We start from the raw sequence: 18,719 nt of genomic DNA, 5'->3' as shown, positions 1-18,719 counted from the left end.
CGGGTCGCTCAGTTCCCCTCGGACGTTGCGTCGGGTGGCGGCACGCAGGCCGACTCGGCGGTGAGGCTCAACCCGTCGACGGTGCCGCGGATGCTGGCGGTGGCCGGGTCTGCGCCGGAGGAAGACGACCAGGAGTCGCGGCCCATCGCGCGGTCACTGACCCCGAGGCCCTCGGACGTCCAGAGCGCGGTCACGGCGTCGAACGGCTCCTGGGCGTCGTCGACCACGTCGAACACGGGTACCACGCTGAGCGCCGTCGCCCGGGTGCCGGTCAGGTCGGACGACCCGGACGTCGCGCACTGTTCGGTGCCCGTCGTCACGGTCGCCGGGACCCCGGCGGCCGCTGCTGACCGCTCGAGGAACGCGCGGAGCACGGTGGCGCGGTCGTCGACGTCTGCAGGGACCCACGGGGTCGGCGTGGGACTCGTCGGTGCGTCGCCGTCCGGACCGGCATCCCGCGGCTTGGGTGCGTCGAGGGGGAGCCCGAGCCACCCACTGACCGCGCCGCTGCCCAGGTCGAAGGCGGTCCGCGGTGCGCGGTGTGCATCGGCTGCCTCGTCCGTCGTCGCGGCGAGGGTCTCGGCGACGTCGCCGAGCGGACGCACGCCGATCGACAGGGACGGCCGATCGGCCACTGCCGGGAGGCCGGAAGCGTCGTCGGGGGCCCGCGCCGCGTCTGCGTACGTCGTCCCGGGCGAGTAGTAGAGGCGCTCCACGTGGTGGTCGTCGGCGAGTGTGTCGATCATGCGCATCAGGGCCCGGCCGGGGTGCGTGGCCGTGACGTCGACGGACACGTCGCCGCGGCTCAAGGTCGTCGTCCTCGTCGTACTCGTGTTCGTCGGCTCTGGACCGGTGATCGTCCGCACACGTTTCGCTGCATCGCTGAAGCTGACGTCCCGCACGAGCCCGATCCTCGAACCGGTCGGGGTCATCCACAGCTGTCGCACGAAGGTCTGCGTGCGCAGCCGACCGGCCAGGCCGACGACCCTGCGGTCCATCGGATCGAGGCTGACCGGAGCGGTCTTCCGCGCAGACGGCACGTCGAGTGTCACCTGCAGCGTCGTGCCGGTGACACCGCGCTCGGCCGTCCGCCGGACCCGCTCGGCGACGGCGAGGTCGGCGGTGTCCGCGGTGACCTGGAGCGACGTGAGCCAGTGGTCCGGGTCGTCCTTGGCGTCGAACTGGCGGATCTCACCTTCGGTCGAGTTCACGCCGGGCAGCCGATCGACGTCCGCGATCAGGTCCGCGAGCGCCGACTCCGACCCGTGCGGCGGCGGTGGCATCGTGCACGCTGCGAGTGCCAGCAGGGCCCCGAGTGTGGTCGCGATCGCTGCCGCGGACCGTGTTCGTCTTCGAGCCCCCATGCCGTGAGTCTAGGAACGGGCCGTCGCAGTGCGGTATCGGTCGTGAGACCCATCGGTGCTCAGCGGAGGACCACGAACGACCGCAACGGCTGCGCGGCGACGTCGTGGACCTCGACGAAGCCACGTGACTCGTAGAACGCGCGCTGACCTGGCTCCGCATCGGTGAGCAGGACCGTCTGGTGGACACCCGCGTACCGCTCGAGGACGGCGTCGAGCAACGCGCCGCCGACGCCGGACCGGTGCGCTTCCGGCACCACGAGCAGGTCCTGGACGTAGACGATCGTCACGCCGTCGGACACCGTGCGGACGAGCCCGAGCAAGCGGTCGTCGTCGTCGCGTGCGGTCAGCACGGTGTGGGAGCCAGCGATCGCCCTGGCGAGAGCGGCGGGGTCCTGCGTGTACGCGGTCCACCCGACGGCGTCGTAGAGGGTGACGAGTTCGTCGGTCCCCGGTCGTTCGTCCCTGATGGCGAAGGTCATCGGTCCATCGTGCACGAGGCCCGAGGTGGGCAGGCCGAGATCTACACCGCCGCCGGGCGTCCGGTGAACTGCCGGAGGTGCCCTCCAAGGGCATCACGGCGATCCGGCTGCCTGACGAGCCAGCCGTCACCCACCCGCTACGACGTCGCCTGCCCCTCCGGCACGAGCGCCTGCACGGACAGCAGCGACGCATCGGCGGACGAGCACGCCTGGTAGTCAGCGTCCTTCACGAACAGCGACTGCTTGGATCCGGGCGGGTACACGCGGAAGCCGTCCGGGGTCTTCGGCGAGCAGTCGGCCTTGGAGTAGTTCCCGGCCTGGACGATCTTGAGCGGCGCCACGGCGGTCTGCCCGGCGGCCAGGGTCACGGTCGGGTGCGGTGAGCTCTTCTCCTGGGTCGCTGCAGCACCGATCTGGGTGCCGTTGCCGCCGCCGACGAACGAGACGCCCGGCCAGCCCTGCAGGGTGCAGGTGGTCGAGCCGGTGTTCTGCAGGGCGAGGTGCACGATGACGCTGCCGGCCGCACCGCCGCTGCCCGGCTCGATGCTGGCGGCGAGCGAGGACGCGGCACAGCGACCGCCAGCGGCCGACCCGGACCCCGACGACCCGGACCCCGACGACCCGGACCCGGAAGACCCGGAACCGGTGCCGGCTGACGCCGACGAGCCGGACGACGGGGTCGCGGACGACGACGACGCCGACGAGGACGACGACGCGGACGGCGACGGCGCGGGTGCGGTCACCGTCTCGGTGGCGGAGGGTTCCCCGCCGGAGGCACAACCCGCCAACGCCCCGACTGCGACGAGCCCGGTGACGGCGAGCAGGAACTTCGATCGACTGCTGCGTTGCATGGTGCACAGGCAACCACCACCGGGAGATCGCGGTTCGGTCGGCATCCAGGGACCGCGAGCACACTCCGGAGCAAGGAACCCGAGCAGCGGAGGTCGGACATGACGGGCAAGCACGAACAGGCACGTGGCGACGAGGGCCGCGCGGACGGGGTCGAGACCCGCGCAGGTGCCTTCACGGACAGCGACATCCCCGGCGAGGAGCGCGTCACGACGACGGAACCCGTCGGCGAGTTCGTCGCGAGCGACATCCCGGGCGAGGCCCGCCCGGAGTCGAGCGGACCCGACGGCGAGTACGTCGAGTCGGACATCCCCGGCGAGGCCGAACCGACGCAGGACGGCGAGACCGGTCACTACGTCGACAAGGACCAGGCCTGACGACTAGTCGATGCGCTCCGCCGCCACCAGGCGGCGGAGCGTCTCCACGCCCGCTGGCGGGCAGCGACCGGCGTCCGCCGAGGTGACCCACTCGACCTCGTCGACCTCTGCCGAGGCGACGGGCGTGGCGGAGTCCAACGGGCCTCCTGGTCGGACCAGGAACAGGGTCATCGCGACCATGGTGCCTGGCGCCTGCCCGTGGGCCGGCTCGAGGACGACACCGAACGGGTCGACGTCATCGGCGGTCACCCGCAGGCCGGTCTCCTCGTGTGCTTCGCGGATGGCGGCGTCGAGGTCGGTCTCGTGCGGCTCGGCCTTGCCGCCGGGCAGGTAGAGCACGTCGCGCGCTCGCGCACGCACCATCAGGACGCGTCGGTCCCGCACCAGCAGGAGCGCGCTGACCCGCAGCGTGGGTGGCTGGGTCGTGTCGGCCGGGAGGCTCAGCTCGCGTCCGCCTCGTCGGCGCGCTTCGAGACGGTCGGGTCCAGGGCGGTGCGGTCGGCGAGCGGGACGACGGGCGCCGGCAGCTCTGCCTCGGGCTCGGGTCGCACGCCGAACAGGGCGTCGATGGCCCCGACGAACTCCTCGCCACGGCCGGCGCGGCCGAGCTCGCGGGCCCGGACCGACGGGCGGTGCAGCAGGACGCCCACCAGGTGCCGGAGGGCGCGCTCGGTGTGCTCGGCGGACTCGCCGTCGGCGTCACCGCGGCGCTTCGCACGGTCGATCTCGTCGTCGAGGATGTCGAACACGTGCTTGCGGAAGGCGACGAGGGCCGGGGTGGTGGACTGCTCGAGCGCCTGCGCCCGGAATCGGGACACGGCGTCGTCGACCATCGCGCGGGCCTCGGACTCGGCGTTCAGCTCGGAGATCGGGGCGTGCAGGCTGATCGTCTCGAGGTCGAGCAGCTCGACGCCGTCGACACCGGCGGCAGCCGGGTCGACGTTGCGGGGGAGTCCGAGGTCGATGACGATGCGGCGGATGCCGTCGTCGAGGTCGGCCGGTGCGACGACCGGGAGCTCGCTCGACGTGCAGGTGATCACGACGTCGCTGGTGCCGATCGCGTGGCGCAGGTCACGGGCGGCGACGAGGTCGTGCTTCGCGGCGAACCAGGCGGCACGGCCCGAGGGCGAGAACACCTGGATGTGCACGGCACCGCGGTCGCGCAGGGCCGCGATGGTGGTGGCCGCGTAGCTGCCGGTGCCGATCAGCAGCACGCGGGTGTGCGCCCAGTCGGTGACGCGCGACGACGCGAGCTGCAGGCCGAGGCGCACGAGCGAACGACCGGCGGCACCGATCCGGGTGCGGGTCTTGACGCCGCGCGAGGTGTGGGCGGCTTCCTGGAACAGCCGCTCGAGGTCCGAGGTGGTGGTGCCGTTGCTCCGGGCGTCCTCGAGCGAGCGGCGGACCTGGCCGGAGATCTCGGTCTCGCCGACGACGACGGACTCGAGTCCGCTCGACACGGCGAACAGGTGCTGCACGACGTCCTTGCCGCCGAGCACGTTGACCGAATCACGCAGTTCGGTGGCGTCCAGGTCGCTCGCAGCGGCCACGGCCTGCACGGTGGCGGCGACGGCGGAGTCGCGGTCGTCGCCAGCGATGTCGAGGTAGGCCTCGAAACGGTTGCAGGTGGCGAGGACGACGGCGCCGTCCAGAACGTCGGAATCCGTCACGAGGTGGCCTGCTGCGGCCGGGGCAGCGATGCTCAGTCGCTCCAAGAGGTCGAAGCTGGCGTTGCGATGCGACGCCGTGAGACAGATGAGCACGTAGCCAATGGTAACGCGCTCGATGGGACAATCATCCGGTGACCGACGTGACGACCACATCCCTCCCCGACTCCCACCCCCTGGCATCAGGGCGGACGAGCGGGTCCCGCCTCGTCCGGGCCCTGCGGGGTGACCGTCCGGAGACGCTGCCGGTCTGGTTCATGCGGCAGGCCGGTCGGTCGTTGCCCGAGTACCGCGAGCTCCGGGTGGGCACGGCGATGCTCGACGCGTGCCTCGACCCCGAGATGGCGTCGGAGATCACGCTGCAGCCCGTCCGCCGGCACGGGGTGGACGCCGGCATCTTCTTCAGCGACATCGTCGTGCCGATCAAGCTCGCGGGCGTGGACGTCGAGATCGTCCCCGGTCGCGGCCCCGTGCTCGGCTCACCGATCCGCACCGCGGCGGACGTCGACGCCCTCGAGCCGCTGGACCCGGCGGCCCTCGAGCCGATCCGGCAGGCGGTCGCCCGCACGGTCGAGCAGCTCGGCGACACCCCGCTGATCGGGTTCGCAGGCGCACCCTTCACGCTCGCCGCGTACCTGGTCGAGGGCGGCCCGTCGAAGGACCACATCCGGGCACGCACCCTCATGCACGCGGAGCCGGAGACCTGGTCGCGGCTGCTGGCCTGGGCGGCCGAGGTGTCGGGGGCGTTTCTCCGGGCCCAGGTGCTCGCCGGGGCCTCGGCCGCGCAGCTCTTCGACTCGTGGGTCGGGTCCCTGTCGCGCGCCGACTACGTCCGGTACGTCGCACCGCACTCGGCGCAGGCGCTGTCCCACGTGACCGACCTGGGCGTGCCGCGCATCCACTTCGGCGTCGGCAGCGGCGAGGTCCTCGCCGACATGACCACGCTCGGCACCGACACGGTCGGCGTCGACGCGGTCGGGGTCGACTGGCGGCTCCCGCTCGACGAGGCCGTCCGCCGCGTCGGCACCGGCGTCAGCGTGCAGGGCAACATCGACCCGGCGATGCTCGCGGCCCCGTGGGAGGTCCTCGAAGCGCACGTGCGCGAGGTCGTCCGCCGCGGTGGCGCCGCCCGCGCCCACGTCGTGAACCTCGGCCACGGTGTGCCGCCCGAGACCGACCCGACGGTGCTGACGCGCGTCGTCGAGCTGGTCCACTCGCTCGGTGACGGGTCTGCCGCGTGACCGACGTCGTCGTGGTCGGCGGCGGGATCGCCGGACTCGTCACGGCCCGTGACCTGGCGAAGGGCGGCGCGGACGTCGTGCTCGTCGAGTCGTCCGGCGTGCTGGGCGGCATGATCCGGCGGCACACGGTCGGCGGCCTCGACCTCGACATGGCGGCGGACTCGTTCGCGACCCGCACGGACGCGGTCGGCCGCCTGGCGATCGAACTCGGGCTCGGCAACGACGTCGTCGCCCCGGACCCGCGCGGTGCTTGGTTGATGACCCGTGACGGCCGGACGTCGCCGATCCCCGCGACCGGGCTCCTCGGCATCCCGAGCACCCCGATGGCCGCCGACGTGCTCGCCGTCGTCGGGCAGAAGGGCGGGCTCCGCGCACAGATGGACTCGCTGCTGCCCGGACCGGTCGGCGCCAAGGCGGAGTCCCTGGGCGAACTCGTCCGGCGGCGCATGGGGGAGCGGGTCCTCGACGACCTGGTCGTCCCGATCGCCGGCGGGGTGCACTCCACCCACCCGGACCAGCTCGACCCGGAGCGGGTGGCTCCCGGCCTCCGTGCGGCACTGCTCCGCGAGGGCTCGCTGGCCCGCGCGGTCCTGGCACTCCGGGCCCGCGCGGCCGCCGGTACCCCGGTGCAGGGGATCCGCGGCGGGATCGTCCGGCTCGTGGACGAACTCGTCGCCGACATGGAGACCTACCGCGTCGACGTCCGGCTGCACACCCGGGCGACCCGGATCGAGGCGCACGCGGTCGAGGTCGTCTCCGCCGACGGCGCGGTCGAACGCCTGCCCGCCCAGCACGCCCTGTCGTCGGTGCCCGATCCCGAGCGCACCGCGGCGCCGGACCGGACCGGCATCGAACTCGTCACGCTCGTCGTCGACCAGCCCGAGCTCGACGCAGCCCCCCGCGGGACCGGGATGCTCGTGCACCCGGACGCGCGGGCCGTGTCGGCGAAGGCCCTGACGCACGCGACGGTGAAGTGGCCGTGGCTCGCCGAGGCGGCTGCCGGCCGCCACGTGCTGCGCCTGAGCTACGCGACGCCCGCCGACGCGACCAGCGCGCACGGCGCGAGCGGTCCCGACGACGCGGCCACGAGCCTCCCGGTCGACCCGGACGGACCCGTCGGCACCCGAGCGCTGCACGACGCGGCCACGCTGCTCGGCGTCCCCCTGACGGCGACGCACGTCGCGGGCGCTGCGCGCGTCCGCTGGCACGGTCCGGACCTGACCGCTGCCGGGCTGGCCGAGGGGGTCGTCGGCATCGGCGAGGCCAGCTCCGGACGTGGCCTGACCGGGATCATCGCGGCCGCCCGCACCGCCGCTGGACAGATCCTGGATTCCTGAGCGGACCCCAGACCGCCCGGGGGCTACTGTTGGTGAGACCGTCGGACGTATTCCGTTCGGCGCATGACCACCGCACACTGAACCAACGGAGGAATCGCACATGCGCGGAAAGCTCCTGTTCGTCGCCGGCGCCGCACTCGGGTACGTCCTGGGATCGCGAGCCGGACGGGCGCGGTACGAGCAGATCAAGACCGTCAGCGGCAAGGTCTGGAACAGCAACGGCGTCCAGAAGGGCGTGCACGTCGCCGAGGACTTCATCGCCGACAAGACCCCGGACGTCGCCGAGTTCATCGGTGAGACGACCAAGAAGGCCGTCCGCAAGGTCGGCCAGAAGAAGGACACCACCACCTCATGACCGACACCCGCGACCGCAAGTCGCGTTCGCTGTTCGGTCTGGTGGGCGACGTCCCGAAGCTCGTCAAGGGCCTGGTCAAGGGTGAGATCGACCTGCTCAAGGCCGAGATGCTCACGAAGGCCAAGATCTTCGGGCTCGCCGCGGGGCTGCTGGTCGGTGCACTCGTCATCGTGCTCTACGCGATCGGCGTGTTCCTGACCGCCGCCGTGATGGGCCTGGCGACCGTGATGCCGGCCTGGCTCGCAGCGATCGTGATCGCCGTGGTGATGCTGATCGTCGCCGCCATCCTCGGGTGGATCGGCTGGAAGCGCCTGAAGAAGGGCCTCCCGATCACGCCGAAGCGCACGATCGACAGCGTCAAGAACGACATCAACGCGGTGAAGGGGATGGGCAAGAAGCCCACTCCGCCGAGCCAGTACGGCAGCCGCAAGCCGGACGTCGGCGGCCGGTTCTGAGCCCCGACAGCCGCACCACCGACGGAGGAACCGTGACCGATCCGCACGACGATCTCGCAGACCGCGTCGCCGCGACCCGCGCCCAGCTGTTCGACACCCTCGACGCGATCGAGGACAAGCTCAACGTGCCGAAGCAGATCGGCATCGCGGCGTCGAAGGTCAAGCGCGGCATCGACGAGAAGCCGGTCCCGTACCTGGCCGGCCTCGCAGCCGGAGTAGCGGTGGTCGGGGGTATCGTCGTGATGGTGCTCCGACGGCGGTAGACCGCCCGAGCGCGGTCCACCGGGTGCGGGGCGGCCACAACCCTGGCAACCGATAGGACAAGGACCCATGAGTTCCGACGCGCCCGCTCCTGCATCCGCGCACACCCCTCCGCACGAGACCGACCCCGCGACGGGGATCGATCCCAACCTCATGACGGCGTACGCCCTCTGGGCCGTGTTCCGCAGGCCACTCGGCCCGGTCCACCGCGTCGGCGACGACGCCGTGGCCGAGCTCGACGCCGTGGTCGCGTCCGCCGCCGAGCGCGGGGTGACCGTCCGTGGCTTCTACGACGTCTCCGGCTTCCGCGCCGATGCCGACGTCATGATCTGGCTGCACGGCGACGACGCGCAGGTCATCCAGGCCGTGCTGCGCGAGATCCGCCGCACCGGGCTGTTCCAGGACACCGAGCCGGTGTGGCACGTCATGGCGATGCACCGCGAAGCCGAGTTCAACAAGCGGCACACGCCCGCGTTCCTCCGTGGCAAGGACCCCGAGGCGTGGATCACGGTGTACCCCTTCGTCCGCTCCTTCGAGTGGTACCTCCTGCCCGAGGACGAGCGCTCGAAGATGCTGCGCGACCACGGGATCGCTGGTGCGAAGTACCGCCGCGTCCTGACGAACACCATCGCCACCTTCGCCCTGAGCGACTACGAGTGGATCCTGCCGCTCGAGAGCCCCGAGCTCGTCGACCTCGTCGACCTCATGCGCGACCTCCGGGCCACCGAGGCCCGTCTGCACGTGCGCGAAGAGGTCCCCTTCTTCACGGGTCGTCGCGTGACGACCGCCGAACTCCCGGAGGTGCTGTCATGACCGACACCAGCCTGATCACGAACGGTCAGCCCGTCCTCGCCGCCACCCCCGCGGCCGCTTCCGGCCCGGAGCACGTCGAGGTCCCGACCGCCTACGACGCGATCCTGCTCGCCGGCTTCGGTGGCCCCGAGGGCCAGGACGACGTCATCCCCTTCCTGCGCAACGTCACCCGCGGCCGCGGCATCCCCGACGAGCGACTCGAAGAGGTCGCGCACCACTACCGGCACTTCGGTGGCGTGAGCCCGATCAACGCGCAGAACCGCGCGTTGAAGGCGGCGCTCGAGGCCGAGCTGGCATCGCGCGGCATCGACATGCCGGTGCTCTGGGGCAACCGCAACTGGGAGCCCTACCTCGAGCAAGCCTTCACCGAGGCCGCCGACAAGGGCTACAACAAGCTCATCGCGATCGCCACGAGCGCCTACTCGTCGTTCTCGAGCTGCCGCCAGTACCGCGAGGACTACGCACGCGTGCTCGACGAGACCGGTCTGCTCGGCACCATCGAGATCGACAAGATCCGGCAGTTCTTCGACCACCCCGGCTTCGTCCGCCCGTTCGTCGACGGCGTCCGAGACGGCATGGCGAAGGCCATCGCCGAGAACGACGGCCTCGAGGTCGCGACCGAGCTGCACGTGCTGTTCTCGACGCACTCGATCCCGTCGACCGACGCTGCGAAGTCAGGCCCGGACTACCGCGGCTTCGACGAGCACGGCGCCTACGAGGCCCAGCACCTCGCCGTCGCGCAGGTCGTCCTCGACCAGGCGTGGGCGGAGCTGCTCGAGCAGCCCGAGCACGCGCACCTGCAGGGCACGTCCAAGCCCGCCTGGAAGCTCGTCTACCAGTCGCGCTCCGGCCCCCCGACGCAGCCGTGGCTCGAGCCCGACATCAACGACTACATGAACGAGGAGCTCAAGGGCGGCTCGACCCGCGCCGTGCTCATCGTCCCGCTCGGCTTCGTGAGCGACCACATGGAGGTCATGTGGGACCTCGACGAGGAAGCCACCGAGACCGCGCAGGAGCTCGGCTTCTGGTCGGTCCGCACGCAGACCCCCGGTGTCGACCCGGCCTACGTCTCCGGTCTCGTCGACCTGGTGCTCGAGCGCGTCAACGGCACCCCCACCAGCGAGCGTCCGCACCTGACCGACATCGGCCCCTGGTACGACGTCTGCCGCCCGGGTTGCTGCGAGAACGTCCGCGCCGGCTTCAAGCCCGCCGCCGCCGGCGTCGCTCCGTGACCGACGCACCGACCCCGATCCGGCTGGGCACCCGCGCCAGCCGGCTCGCGGTCGCGCAGTCGCAGGACGTCGCCGACCGCCTGGCAGCGGCGTCCGGTCGCCCGGTCGAGCTCGTCACCGTCACGAGCGAGGGCGACACGAACCGCGCCTCGCTCGCGTCGCTGGGGGGCACGGGTGTGTTCGCCAGCGCCCTGCGTGAAGCCCTGGTCGCCGGCGAGGTCGACGTCCTCGTGCACTCGCTCAAGGACCTGCCGACCGCGCCGTACCCGGGCCTGACGATCGCGGCCGTGCCGAAGCGTGCCGACGCCCGCGACGTCCTCGTGGCGCGGAACGGCGCGACCGTCGAGAGCCTGCCCGAGGGTGCGAAGGTCGGCACGGGCTCACCGCGTCGCGTCGCGCAGCTCAAGGCGAAGCGCCCCGACCTGGACGTCATCGACATCCGCGGCAACATCGACACCCGGCTCGGTCGCGTCGACGACGACCTCGACGCCGTCGTGCTCGCCGCCGCCGGGCTCACCCGCATCGACCGCCTGTCGGCCGCCACCGAACTGCTCGACCTCGGCTTCTGGCCGAGTGCTCCGGGGCAGGGCGCGCTGGCGATCGAGACCCGTGCTGCTGAGACCGACACGAACCTGCTCGCCGCGCTGCGCAAGATCGAGCACGCCCCGACCCGCCTGACGGTGTCGGCCGAGCGCGAGGTCCTGGCGAAGCTCGAGGCCGGCTGCTCCGCCCCGATCGGTGCGACCGCGGTCGTGGACGCCGAGCTCCTGCTCGTCTCCGCCACCGTCTACAGCCCCGACGGCGCCGAGTACCGCACGGCGTCGCACGCGGCCGTGCTCGAGGGATCCGCGCAGGACCGTCTCGCCGAAGCACTCGAGGTCGGTGGCCGCGTGGCCGCCGAGCTGCTCGAGAACGGTGCCGGCGACCTGGCGGACCTCGCCGACTCGGTGAAGTAGAGCCCGTCACGGACACGCCCGCTCCCGTCGTCGTCATCCCCCGGGGTGGCGCGTGGGGCGAGCGCGTCGCGACGGCGGCTCGGCAGCGCGGGCTCGACCCGCGGGTCGTCTCCCTCATCACGACCGAGCCGCCGCTCGACGGCGGCCCGCTCGACCGTGCCGTCGCCCGCGTGGCCGGGTACGCGTGGGTGGTGGTGACCAGTGCGACGGCCGTGACGGTGCTCGCAGAACGCATGGCGGGCCTCCCGTACGGTGTCCGCGTTGCGGCGGTCGGAGAGCCGACCGCCCGTGCCGCGCGTGCTGCGGGCTGGGTCGTCGACCTCGTGCCGGAGCAGGCCTCGGCCGCTGCCCTCGTCGAGGCACTGCCGGACACCGACGGCACCGTGCTCTTCCCGCGCTCCGAGATCGCCGCGCCGACCCTCGTCGACGGGCTGCGGGCCCGCGGCATCGACGTGGACGACGTGGTCGCGTACCGTACCGTGGGGACCGGCGACGAGCCGATCACCCTCGACGCGGTGCCCGACGCGGTGCTCGTGACGAGCGGCAGCGTCGCCCGCGAGATCGCCCGCCGGATGACCCCGCTCGACCCCCGCACCCTCGTGGCCTGCATCGGCCCCGGAACCGCCGCCGACGCGCGCGCGGCCGGACTGCCGGTCCACGTCGTCGGACCCACCCGGTCCGCAGAAGCCCTGCTCGACGCCGTCGTCGAGGCCCTGAACCCCACCGCCCCCGAACAGGAAGGCCACCCGTGACCGGCCGTTTCCCCCAGGTCCGCCCCCGTCGACTCCGCGCCACCCCCGCGATGCGACGGCTCGTCGCCGAGACCCGGCTGCACCCAGCCGAGCTCGTGTTGCCGATGTTCATCCGCGAAGGCGCCACCGACGCCGTCGACATCTCGAGCATGCCGGGCGTGCAGCAGCACTCGCTCGACTCGTTCCGTCGCGCACTCGTCGAGGCCGCGGAGGTCGGGATCGGCGGCGTGAACCTGTTCGGCGTCCCGACCACGAAGGACGCCACCGGTTCCGGCGCGACCGACCCCGACGGCATCCTCAACGTGGCCATCCGCGTGGCGAAGGAAGAGGTCGGTGACGACCTGGTCGTGCAGTCCGACCTGTGCCTCGACGAGTTCACCGACCACGGCCACTGCGGCGTCCTGGCGGCGGACGGCTCCGTCGACAACGACGCGACCCTGCTGCGGTACCGCGACATGGCCGTCGCGCAGGCCGAGGCTGGCGCCGAACTGGTGTGCCTGAGCGGCATGATGGACGGCCAGATCGCCGCCGCGCGTGACGCGCTCGACGTCGCCGGGCACACCGGCACCGCGCTGCTGGCCTACGCGGCCAAGTACGCCTCCGCCTTCTACGGCCCCTTCCGCGAGGCCGTGTCGTCGTCGCTCGTCGGCGACCGGCGGACCTACCAGATCGACGCCGCCAACGGTCGGCAGGGGCTGCGCGAGGTCGCGCTCGACGTCGACGAGGGTGCCGACGTCGTCATGGTGAAGCCGGCGATGAGCTACCTCGACGTGCTCGCCGAGACCGCTGCGACGTCGCCCGTGCCGGTCTGGGCCTACCAGATCTCCGGCGAGTACGCGATGATCACGGCAGCCGCGCAGAACGGCTGGATCGACCGTGACGCCGCCGCGATGGAGTCGCTCATCGGCATCAAGCGTGCCGGCGCCGACGCGATCCTGACCTACTTCGCCGTCGACATCGCGCGGAAGCTCAACCAGGAGGCCGGTCTCCGCACCTCCGGCACCACCGCCGCAGTCGCCGGCATCGCCTCGACCGGGAAGGCCCCCGAATGACCACGAACGACCAGCTGTTCGGCCGCGCCAAGAACGCGATCCCCGGCGGCGTGAACTCGCCCGTCCGTGCCTACGGATCGGTGGGCGGCACCCCGCGCTTCCTGGTGTCGGCGAAGGGCGCGTACGTCACCGACGCCGAGGGACGCGAGTACGTCGACCTCGTGGCGTCGTGGGGGCCCGCGATCCTCGGACACGCGCACCCCGGCACCGTCGAGGCCGTGCAGCAGGCCGCCGCGCGCGGACTGTCCTTCGGCGCCTCGACCCCGGGCGAGACCGAGCTCGCCGAGCTCGTGAAGCAGCGGGTGTCGGTCGACGGCGACGGCCCCATCGAGAAGCTCCGCATGGTGTCGACCGGCACCGAGGCCACGATGACGGCGATCCGGTTGGCCCGCGGCTACACCGGCCGCGACCTGCTCGTGAAGTTCGCCGGGCACTACCACGGGCACTCCGACTCCCTGCTCGCCGAGGCCGGTTCGGGTGTCGCCACCCTGGCCCTGCCGGGCAGCGCGGGCATCACCGAGGAGACCGCGGCGCAGACCCTGGTGCTGCCGTACAACGACCTCGACGCCGTCCGCCGCGCGTTCGACGAGCACTCCGAGCGCATCGCCGGCGTCATCGTCGAGGTCGCCGCGGCGAACATGGGCGTGCTCGCTCCCGAGCGCGGGTTCAACCGCGCGCTCGCGCAGATCGTGCAGGCGCACGGGGCGCTGCTCATCGTCGACGAGGTCCTGACCGGGTTCCGCGTCGGGTCGGCCGGCTGGTGGGGCCTCGAGGCGTCGAAGGTCGTCCCCGACGGCGCCGGGTGGAAGCCCGACCTGATCACGTTCGGCAAGGTCATCGGTGGCGGCATGCCCCTCGCCGCGCTCGGCGGCCGACGCGAGGTCATGGACTTCCTCGCCCCGCTCGGCCCCGTGTACCAAGCGGGCACCCTGTCCGGCAACCCGCTCGCGGTCGCCGCCGGCATCGCCACGCTCCGGGCCGCGACGCCGTCGGTGTACGAGTCACTGAACCGCACGGCCTCGGTCATCTCCGCGGCCACGTCGGACGCGCTGTCGGCCGAGGGCGTCGCCCACACCGTGCAGCGCGCCGGCAACCTGTTCTCGTTCGCCTTCACGGACACTGCACCGCGGAACTACGACGACGTGCGGGCACAGGACGTGTTCCGGTACGCGCCGTTCTTCCACGCGATGCTCGACGCCGGGGTGACCCTGCCGCCGAGCGTGTTCGAGGCGTGGTTCGTCACGGCCGCCCACGACGACCGGGCCGTCGGACGGATCCTCGACGCCCTGCCCGCCGCGGCGAAGGCAGCGGCCGCCGCGGCGGCGTAGGCGGTAGCCGTCGCGACGGCGGAGGGGTTGGCGCGCGCCGTACCGGGGCGTCGGCTGGTTGACTGGCCACATGCAACTCGCCGAGGCACTCATCGAGCGCGCCGACCTGCAGAAGCGCATCGAGCAACTGCGCGGCCGCATCGCCGCGAACGCCCGCTACCAAGAGGGCGAGGAGCCCGACGAGGACGCCCGCGAGCTCCTCGCCGAGGCCGAACGGTCGATCGACGCGCTCGAGGTCCTGCTCGCCCGCATCAACGCGACGAACGCCAGCACCACCGTGGCGTCCGGGCAGACCGTCACCGCGCTGCTCGCCCGACGCGATGCCCTCCGGCTGCGGCACGCGCTCGTCACCGGAGCGGCGGACGCCACGGCCGGTACGAACGGCGGCTACCGACAGCTCCGCAGCGAACTCCGCACGTTCGCCGCGCTGCCGACCGCCGAGCTCCGGTCTCGGGCCGACGCCCTGGCGAAGGAGATCCGCGAACTCGACGCGGTCGTCCAGCGCACCAACTGGGAGGTCACCCTGGTCGACTGAACAGCGGGGCGGTGCGTCGGTAGACGGACCGGGGCGGGTACGGACCCGACGACCGGCGGGCAACCCGGTCACCTGTCGGCGCAGTGGGCAGCGCCATGGCGAGAGCCGTGCACATCGCAGCCCAGCACGTCGCACCAGGTACGGTGCACACCGCACCACGCACAACCGCGTACCGACCGGACCGACGAGGGCGGGACAGGGGACAGCACCGCCCCACCCTCGACGGGTCAGGAGCAGTCGGCCTTGGTGAAGGTCGTGTCGAGCGTCTTCGAGGTGCCGTCGAACGCGTAGGTGTACCGCATGTCGACGCCCTCGTCGAGGAGGTCCTTCGTGTCGCTGTTCGAGCAGAGCGTCGGGCCGACCGAGTCGCGGATGGCGCTCTCGGTGATCGACGCCGGGTCGACGCTGGACGACACCGTGTAGTCGTAGTGGATCGCGTTGCCCTCGGCCTCGACGCCCGTCCACGACGTCACCGAGTCGACCTGCTTCGGCAGGTCGCTCTGTTCGCGGATCTGCACGACGGCCTTCGAGACCTTCTCCTCCGTCGAGTCGCTGAACGCGGCGGTGAGCGCCTGGCGGACCAGGAACGCGACGACCACGGCGACGACGACGCCGAGCAGTGAGATGAGGACGCGCTTGCCACGGGACTGCTTGGGCGGCGGGGCGTACGGAGCGCCGGCGGGAGCGGGCTGCGCGTACGGCTGCTGGCCGGGCTGCTGCTGCGCCCAGGGCTGCTGGCCCGGCTGCTGCGGACCGGGCTGCTGTGGGCCGGCGTTCGGCTGCGGCTCGGACCCCGGGTAGGGCGGCGGCGTGTTCGTCATGGTGTTCCCCCTCGTTGCGGTGCGCGGCCTGACACCGTCATCCGGCATCGGGTCCCTCCCCGAAACGGGCCGCGGACACCTGAGCAACCATCCAAGCACAGGCCGGAGCGCCGCAACGCGCCTGTCCGGCCCACGCGACGCGTCAGGCGGAACGGCGAGCTGCCCAGCGGCCCTCGGAGCGCAGGATCGCGAGCGGGAAGTCGAACGCGTGCGACACCGCCGACGACGTGATGACCTCGTCCGCGGTGCCCTGTGCCACCACGGCACCGTCACGGAGCAGCATCGCGTGCGAGGTCGACACCGGCAGGTCCTCGAGGTGGTGCGTGACCATGACGCTGCCGAGCTCGGGGTGTCGGTGCCGCAGCGCGTCGACGGTCTCGAGCAGGTGCTCGCGCGCTGCGACGTCGAGCCCGGTCGCTGGTTCGTCGAGCAGCAGCAACTGCGGCTCGGACATCAGCGCCCGGGCGATGAGGGTCCGTCCGCGTTCGCCCTGGGACAGCACGGGCCAGCGTGCGTCGCGTCGTGCGGCGAGCCCGACGTCGGCGATGTGCTGCTCGGCCAGTGCGACCTGCGCGGCCGTGGGCTCCCACCGCATCATGAGGTCGGTGGTGCCGGTCAGGCCCGTCAGCACCGTCTCGAGCACCGTGAGCGGGGAGAGCATCCGGTGCCGCGGGTCGACGTGCCCGATGTGCTCACGCAGCTCGCGGACATCGACGCGACCCAGCCGTCGGCCGAGCACCTCGACCGTGCCGGCGGTGGGGTGGCCCGTCGCCCCGAGCACCGCGAGCAGCGTCGACTTGCCGGCGCCGTTCGGTCCGAGGAGCGCCCAGTGCTCGCCCCGGCGGACGGTCAGGTCGACGTCGTGCAGCAGGTCGCGGCCGGAGCGCGTCACACGGACGCCCTCGGCACGGAGCAGGACGCCGTCGGCGCGGAACTGGGCGCCCGCGGCGCGGAACTGGTCGGTGTCGGTCACGACTCCATCGTGGCCGACGTCAGCGCCGTTCGGTGCCGTCCGCCAGCGCGCCGCCCTCGGCGACGAACGCGCGGGCCTGCACGGTGTGCTCCTCGACGGTGCTGCTGAGCGAACGGATCACCGCGGCCGCTGCCTCGCCGTCGCGCTTCGAGATCGCCGCGCGGAGCGGGTCGACGAAGTGCTTGACGTCCCAGAACATGCCGCTCTGGTGGGTCAGTGCGAGGAAGTTCGCGCGGGGCAGCAGCGAGGTCGACAGCTGGACCAGCAGGTCGTTGTCCGCTGCACCGATCAACTGGGTGACGACCGCGCCGACCTGTGTCGAGACGTCGCCGGCCCGCTCCTGCTCGGCGGCTGTGCGCAGGGCTTCCAGCGTGTCGACGAGGCGTGTGGCCGCAGGGTCGTCGAGCTTCGGGACGGCCCAGCGGGCGGCGAGCTCCGTGACACCGGCGAGCACCTGGATGGTGTCGTCGAACTGCTTGGCGGTGGGCGACGCGACCCGGGTGTACCGGTTCGCCTCCATCTCGACCAAGCCGTAGTCGACGAGCTTGGCGATCGCCTCACGGATGGGCGTGCGACTGACGCCGAGCCACTGGACCAGTTCGTCGTCGTTGAGCCGTTCGCCGGCCTGCAGCGTGCCGTCCTGGATCGCGGCCAACATCTTCTCGAGGACCACGTCGCGGAGCAGCTTGCGCGGCGAGTTCTCGACGGTCGACTTGGGTACCGGCATGACGGACTCCTCGTGTCACGGACGTTTGGTATCCAAACCCTAACGTGTCAATATGCAATCGTTTGCGGAATAACAGCATCCCAGAACATCAGCCCCGCACGTCGACCACCGTGCGTCCGTGCACCCGACCGGCGACCACCTCGGCGCCGATCTCGATCGCCTGCTCCGGGGTGACGGTCCGGGTGACGCCCGCCAGCAGCGCCGGGTCGAGGTCGGTCGCCAACCGCTCCCACGCCCGACGCCGGAGCTCCAGCGGGGCGTCCACCGAGTTGATGCCGAGCAGCGACACCGCACGCAGGATGAACGGCAGCACCGTCGTGGGCAGGGCGGAGTCCTGCGCGAGCCCGCACGCCGTGACGGCTCCACCCCACCGGGTGCCGGCCAGCACGTTCGCCAGGGTGGCCCCGCCGACGCTGTCGACCGCCCCGGCCCACGCGGCACGCTGCATCGGCTTGCCGGGCTCGGACAGGGCACCCCGGTCCACGACCTCGGTCGCGCCGAGGCGTCGGAGGGAGGCCTCGTTTTTGGTGCTCCGGCCGGTCGACGCGGTCACCTCGTACCCGCGCGCGGCGAGCAGCGCGATCGCCACCGTCCCCACCCCGCCGGACGCTCCGGTCACGAGCACCGGCCCTGCACCGGGCTCGACGAACCGTTCGAGCGCGAGCACGCTGAGCATCGCCGTGAACCCCGCCGTGCCGATCGCCGCCGCGAACGAGTCCTCGATCGCCTCGGGCAGGACCACGAGGGAACCGGACGGCACCACCGCGTGCTGGGCCCAACCACCGTGCCGGGTCTCGCCGAGCCCGGCACCGTTCAGCACGATGCGGTCGCCGATCGACACGTCGTGCACACCCGGTCCGAGCGCCGACACGGTCCCGACGACGTCGATGCCGGGCACGAGCGGGTCGACCCGCGCGACGCCGGGGTTCCTGGCGAGGGCGAGGCCGTCCTTGTAGTTGACGCTCGAGTACGTGACGTCGACGAGGGCTTCGCCCTCGGTCGGATCGGGCAGGTCGACGTCGGCGACGGTGGGCGGGGCTGAACTGGACACGACTACGGCGCGGGTCATGCGCCGGACGCTACCCCGGGCCTCCCGGCCAGCGGTCCGTTCTTTCCCAGAACGCGTGCGATCCCTGGCGGAACCG

General features: G+C 72.3%; 22 protein-coding genes. 13 read left to right on the top strand and 9 right to left on the bottom strand.

The window, feature by feature from the left end:
* Positions 1–8: 8 nt before the first annotated feature.
* From M4960_RS12845 to M4960_RS12835, 3 genes are all read right to left on the bottom strand, one after another.
* The gene (locus M4960_RS12845) at positions 9–1,364 is read right to left on the bottom strand and encodes a hypothetical protein (protein WP_248704441.1); all 1,356 of its coding nucleotides are present in this window, start codon (positions 1,362–1,364) and stop codon (positions 9–11) included.
* A gap of 59 nt (positions 1,365–1,423) precedes the next feature.
* Positions 1,424–1,843 (bottom strand): GNAT family N-acetyltransferase, encoded by a 420-nt coding sequence (locus tag M4960_RS12840; RefSeq protein WP_248704440.1) that lies wholly within the window; start codon positions 1,841–1,843, stop codon positions 1,424–1,426.
* A 137-nt stretch (positions 1,844–1,980) separates the two neighbouring features.
* Complete coding sequence (locus M4960_RS12835) at positions 1,981–2,694, bottom strand: DUF4232 domain-containing protein (RefSeq protein WP_123294503.1); 714 nt, start codon at positions 2,692–2,694, stop codon at positions 1,981–1,983.
* Positions 2,695–2,793: 99 nt separating this feature from the next.
* Here M4960_RS12835 and M4960_RS12830 point away from each other — a divergent pair, with 99 nt between their 5' ends.
* Positions 2,794–3,069: a hypothetical protein gene (locus tag M4960_RS12830; protein ID WP_123294504.1), complete on the top strand. Its 276-nt coding sequence runs from the start codon at positions 2,794–2,796 to the stop codon at positions 3,067–3,069.
* A 3-nt stretch (positions 3,070–3,072) separates the two neighbouring features.
* On the opposite strand, the gene M4960_RS12825 is transcribed toward M4960_RS12830, so the two are convergent.
* Complete coding sequence (locus tag M4960_RS12825; protein WP_260097337.1) at positions 3,073–3,477, bottom strand: NUDIX domain-containing protein; 405 nt, start codon at positions 3,475–3,477, stop codon at positions 3,073–3,075.
* Between the two features lie 32 nt (positions 3,478–3,509).
* Positions 3,510–4,832 carry a glutamyl-tRNA reductase gene (locus M4960_RS12820; RefSeq protein ID WP_123294506.1) on the bottom strand — a complete coding sequence of 441 codons (1,323 nt, stop codon included), beginning with the start codon at positions 4,830–4,832 and terminating at the stop codon, positions 3,510–3,512.
* 47 nt (positions 4,833–4,879) lie between these two features.
* Between M4960_RS12820 and hemE the strand changes: the two genes are divergently transcribed.
* The 12 genes from hemE (at position 4,880) to M4960_RS12760 (ending at position 15,053) form a co-directional block, all read left to right on the top strand.
* Positions 4,880–5,977: a uroporphyrinogen decarboxylase gene (gene hemE, locus M4960_RS12815; RefSeq protein WP_134195489.1), complete on the top strand. Its 1,098-nt coding sequence runs from the start codon at positions 4,880–4,882 to the stop codon at positions 5,975–5,977.
* Entirely contained in the window at positions 5,974–7,314 is a 1,341-nt protein-coding gene (locus tag M4960_RS12810; RefSeq protein WP_248704439.1) for an FAD-dependent oxidoreductase, read from the top strand. The genes hemE and M4960_RS12810 overlap by 4 nt, the downstream gene beginning before the upstream one ends.
* Before the next feature lie 100 nt (positions 7,315–7,414).
* On the top strand, positions 7,415–7,669 hold the full coding sequence (locus M4960_RS12805) for a hypothetical protein (protein WP_017887727.1): 255 nt from the start codon (positions 7,415–7,417) through the stop codon (positions 7,667–7,669).
* Complete coding sequence (locus M4960_RS12800; RefSeq protein WP_248704438.1) at positions 7,666–8,124, top strand: phage holin family protein; 459 nt, start codon at positions 7,666–7,668, stop codon at positions 8,122–8,124. Before M4960_RS12805 ends, M4960_RS12800 begins: the two co-directional genes overlap by 4 nt.
* A 32-nt stretch (positions 8,125–8,156) precedes the next feature.
* Positions 8,157–8,387 carry a DUF3618 domain-containing protein gene (locus M4960_RS12795; protein ID WP_111083767.1) on the top strand — a complete coding sequence of 77 codons (231 nt, stop codon included), beginning with the start codon at positions 8,157–8,159 and terminating at the stop codon, positions 8,385–8,387.
* A gap of 67 nt (positions 8,388–8,454) precedes the next feature.
* On the top strand, positions 8,455–9,198 hold the full coding sequence (gene hemQ / locus M4960_RS12790) for a hydrogen peroxide-dependent heme synthase (protein WP_248704437.1): 744 nt from the start codon (positions 8,455–8,457) through the stop codon (positions 9,196–9,198).
* A complete protein-coding gene (locus M4960_RS12785; protein WP_159573714.1) occupies positions 9,195–10,430 on the top strand; it encodes a ferrochelatase in 1,236 nt (411 codons plus the stop codon). The genes hemQ and M4960_RS12785 overlap by 4 nt, the downstream gene beginning before the upstream one ends.
* The gene (gene hemC / locus M4960_RS12780) at positions 10,427–11,386 is read left to right on the top strand and encodes a hydroxymethylbilane synthase (RefSeq protein WP_123339228.1); all 960 of its coding nucleotides are present in this window, start codon (positions 10,427–10,429) and stop codon (positions 11,384–11,386) included. Before M4960_RS12785 ends, hemC begins: the two co-directional genes overlap by 4 nt.
* Positions 11,275–12,138, top strand: a complete 864-nt coding sequence (locus M4960_RS12775; RefSeq protein WP_308222013.1) for a uroporphyrinogen-III synthase — start codon at positions 11,275–11,277, stop codon at positions 12,136–12,138. The genes hemC and M4960_RS12775 overlap by 112 nt, the downstream gene beginning before the upstream one ends.
* Positions 12,135–13,190, top strand: coding sequence for a porphobilinogen synthase (gene hemB, locus M4960_RS12770; protein WP_279388204.1), 1,056 nt, complete (start codon positions 12,135–12,137; stop codon positions 13,188–13,190). The genes M4960_RS12775 and hemB overlap by 4 nt, the downstream gene beginning before the upstream one ends.
* Positions 13,187–14,518 carry a glutamate-1-semialdehyde 2,1-aminomutase gene (hemL, locus tag M4960_RS12765; protein ID WP_248704436.1) on the top strand — a complete coding sequence of 444 codons (1,332 nt, stop codon included), beginning with the start codon at positions 13,187–13,189 and terminating at the stop codon, positions 14,516–14,518. The genes hemB and hemL overlap by 4 nt, the downstream gene beginning before the upstream one ends.
* A gap of 70 nt (positions 14,519–14,588) precedes the next feature.
* Positions 14,589–15,053: a DIP1984 family protein gene (locus M4960_RS12760; protein ID WP_123339224.1), complete on the top strand. Its 465-nt coding sequence runs from the start codon at positions 14,589–14,591 to the stop codon at positions 15,051–15,053.
* Between the two features lie 227 nt (positions 15,054–15,280).
* Here M4960_RS12760 and M4960_RS12755 read toward each other — a convergent pair whose 3' ends face one another.
* The 4 genes from M4960_RS12755 to M4960_RS12740 all read right to left on the bottom strand — a co-directional run bounded on the left by M4960_RS12755 (position 15,281) and on the right by M4960_RS12740 (position 18,643).
* A complete protein-coding gene (locus tag M4960_RS12755) occupies positions 15,281–15,874 on the bottom strand; it encodes a hypothetical protein (protein WP_111083775.1) in 594 nt (197 codons plus the stop codon).
* Positions 15,875–16,016: 142 nt separating this feature from the next.
* Positions 16,017–16,847 carry an ABC transporter ATP-binding protein gene (locus M4960_RS12750; RefSeq protein ID WP_248704435.1) on the bottom strand — a complete coding sequence of 277 codons (831 nt, stop codon included), beginning with the start codon at positions 16,845–16,847 and terminating at the stop codon, positions 16,017–16,019.
* Between the two features lie 19 nt (positions 16,848–16,866).
* Positions 16,867–17,574 (bottom strand): GntR family transcriptional regulator, encoded by a 708-nt coding sequence (locus tag M4960_RS12745; RefSeq protein ID WP_248704434.1) that lies wholly within the window; start codon positions 17,572–17,574, stop codon positions 16,867–16,869.
* A gap of 88 nt (positions 17,575–17,662) precedes the next feature.
* The gene (locus M4960_RS12740) at positions 17,663–18,643 is read right to left on the bottom strand and encodes an MDR family oxidoreductase (protein ID WP_248704433.1); all 981 of its coding nucleotides are present in this window, start codon (positions 18,641–18,643) and stop codon (positions 17,663–17,665) included.
* Positions 18,644–18,719: the final 76 nt, after the last annotated feature.

Origin of the sequence: Curtobacterium sp. MWU13-2055, from assembly GCF_023242305.1 — a bacterium.
GTDB lineage: Bacteria > Actinomycetota > Actinomycetes > Actinomycetales > Microbacteriaceae > Curtobacterium.
Note: the sequence above shows the minus strand (reverse complement) of the source record. Positions and strands in the feature narration are given on the sequence as shown.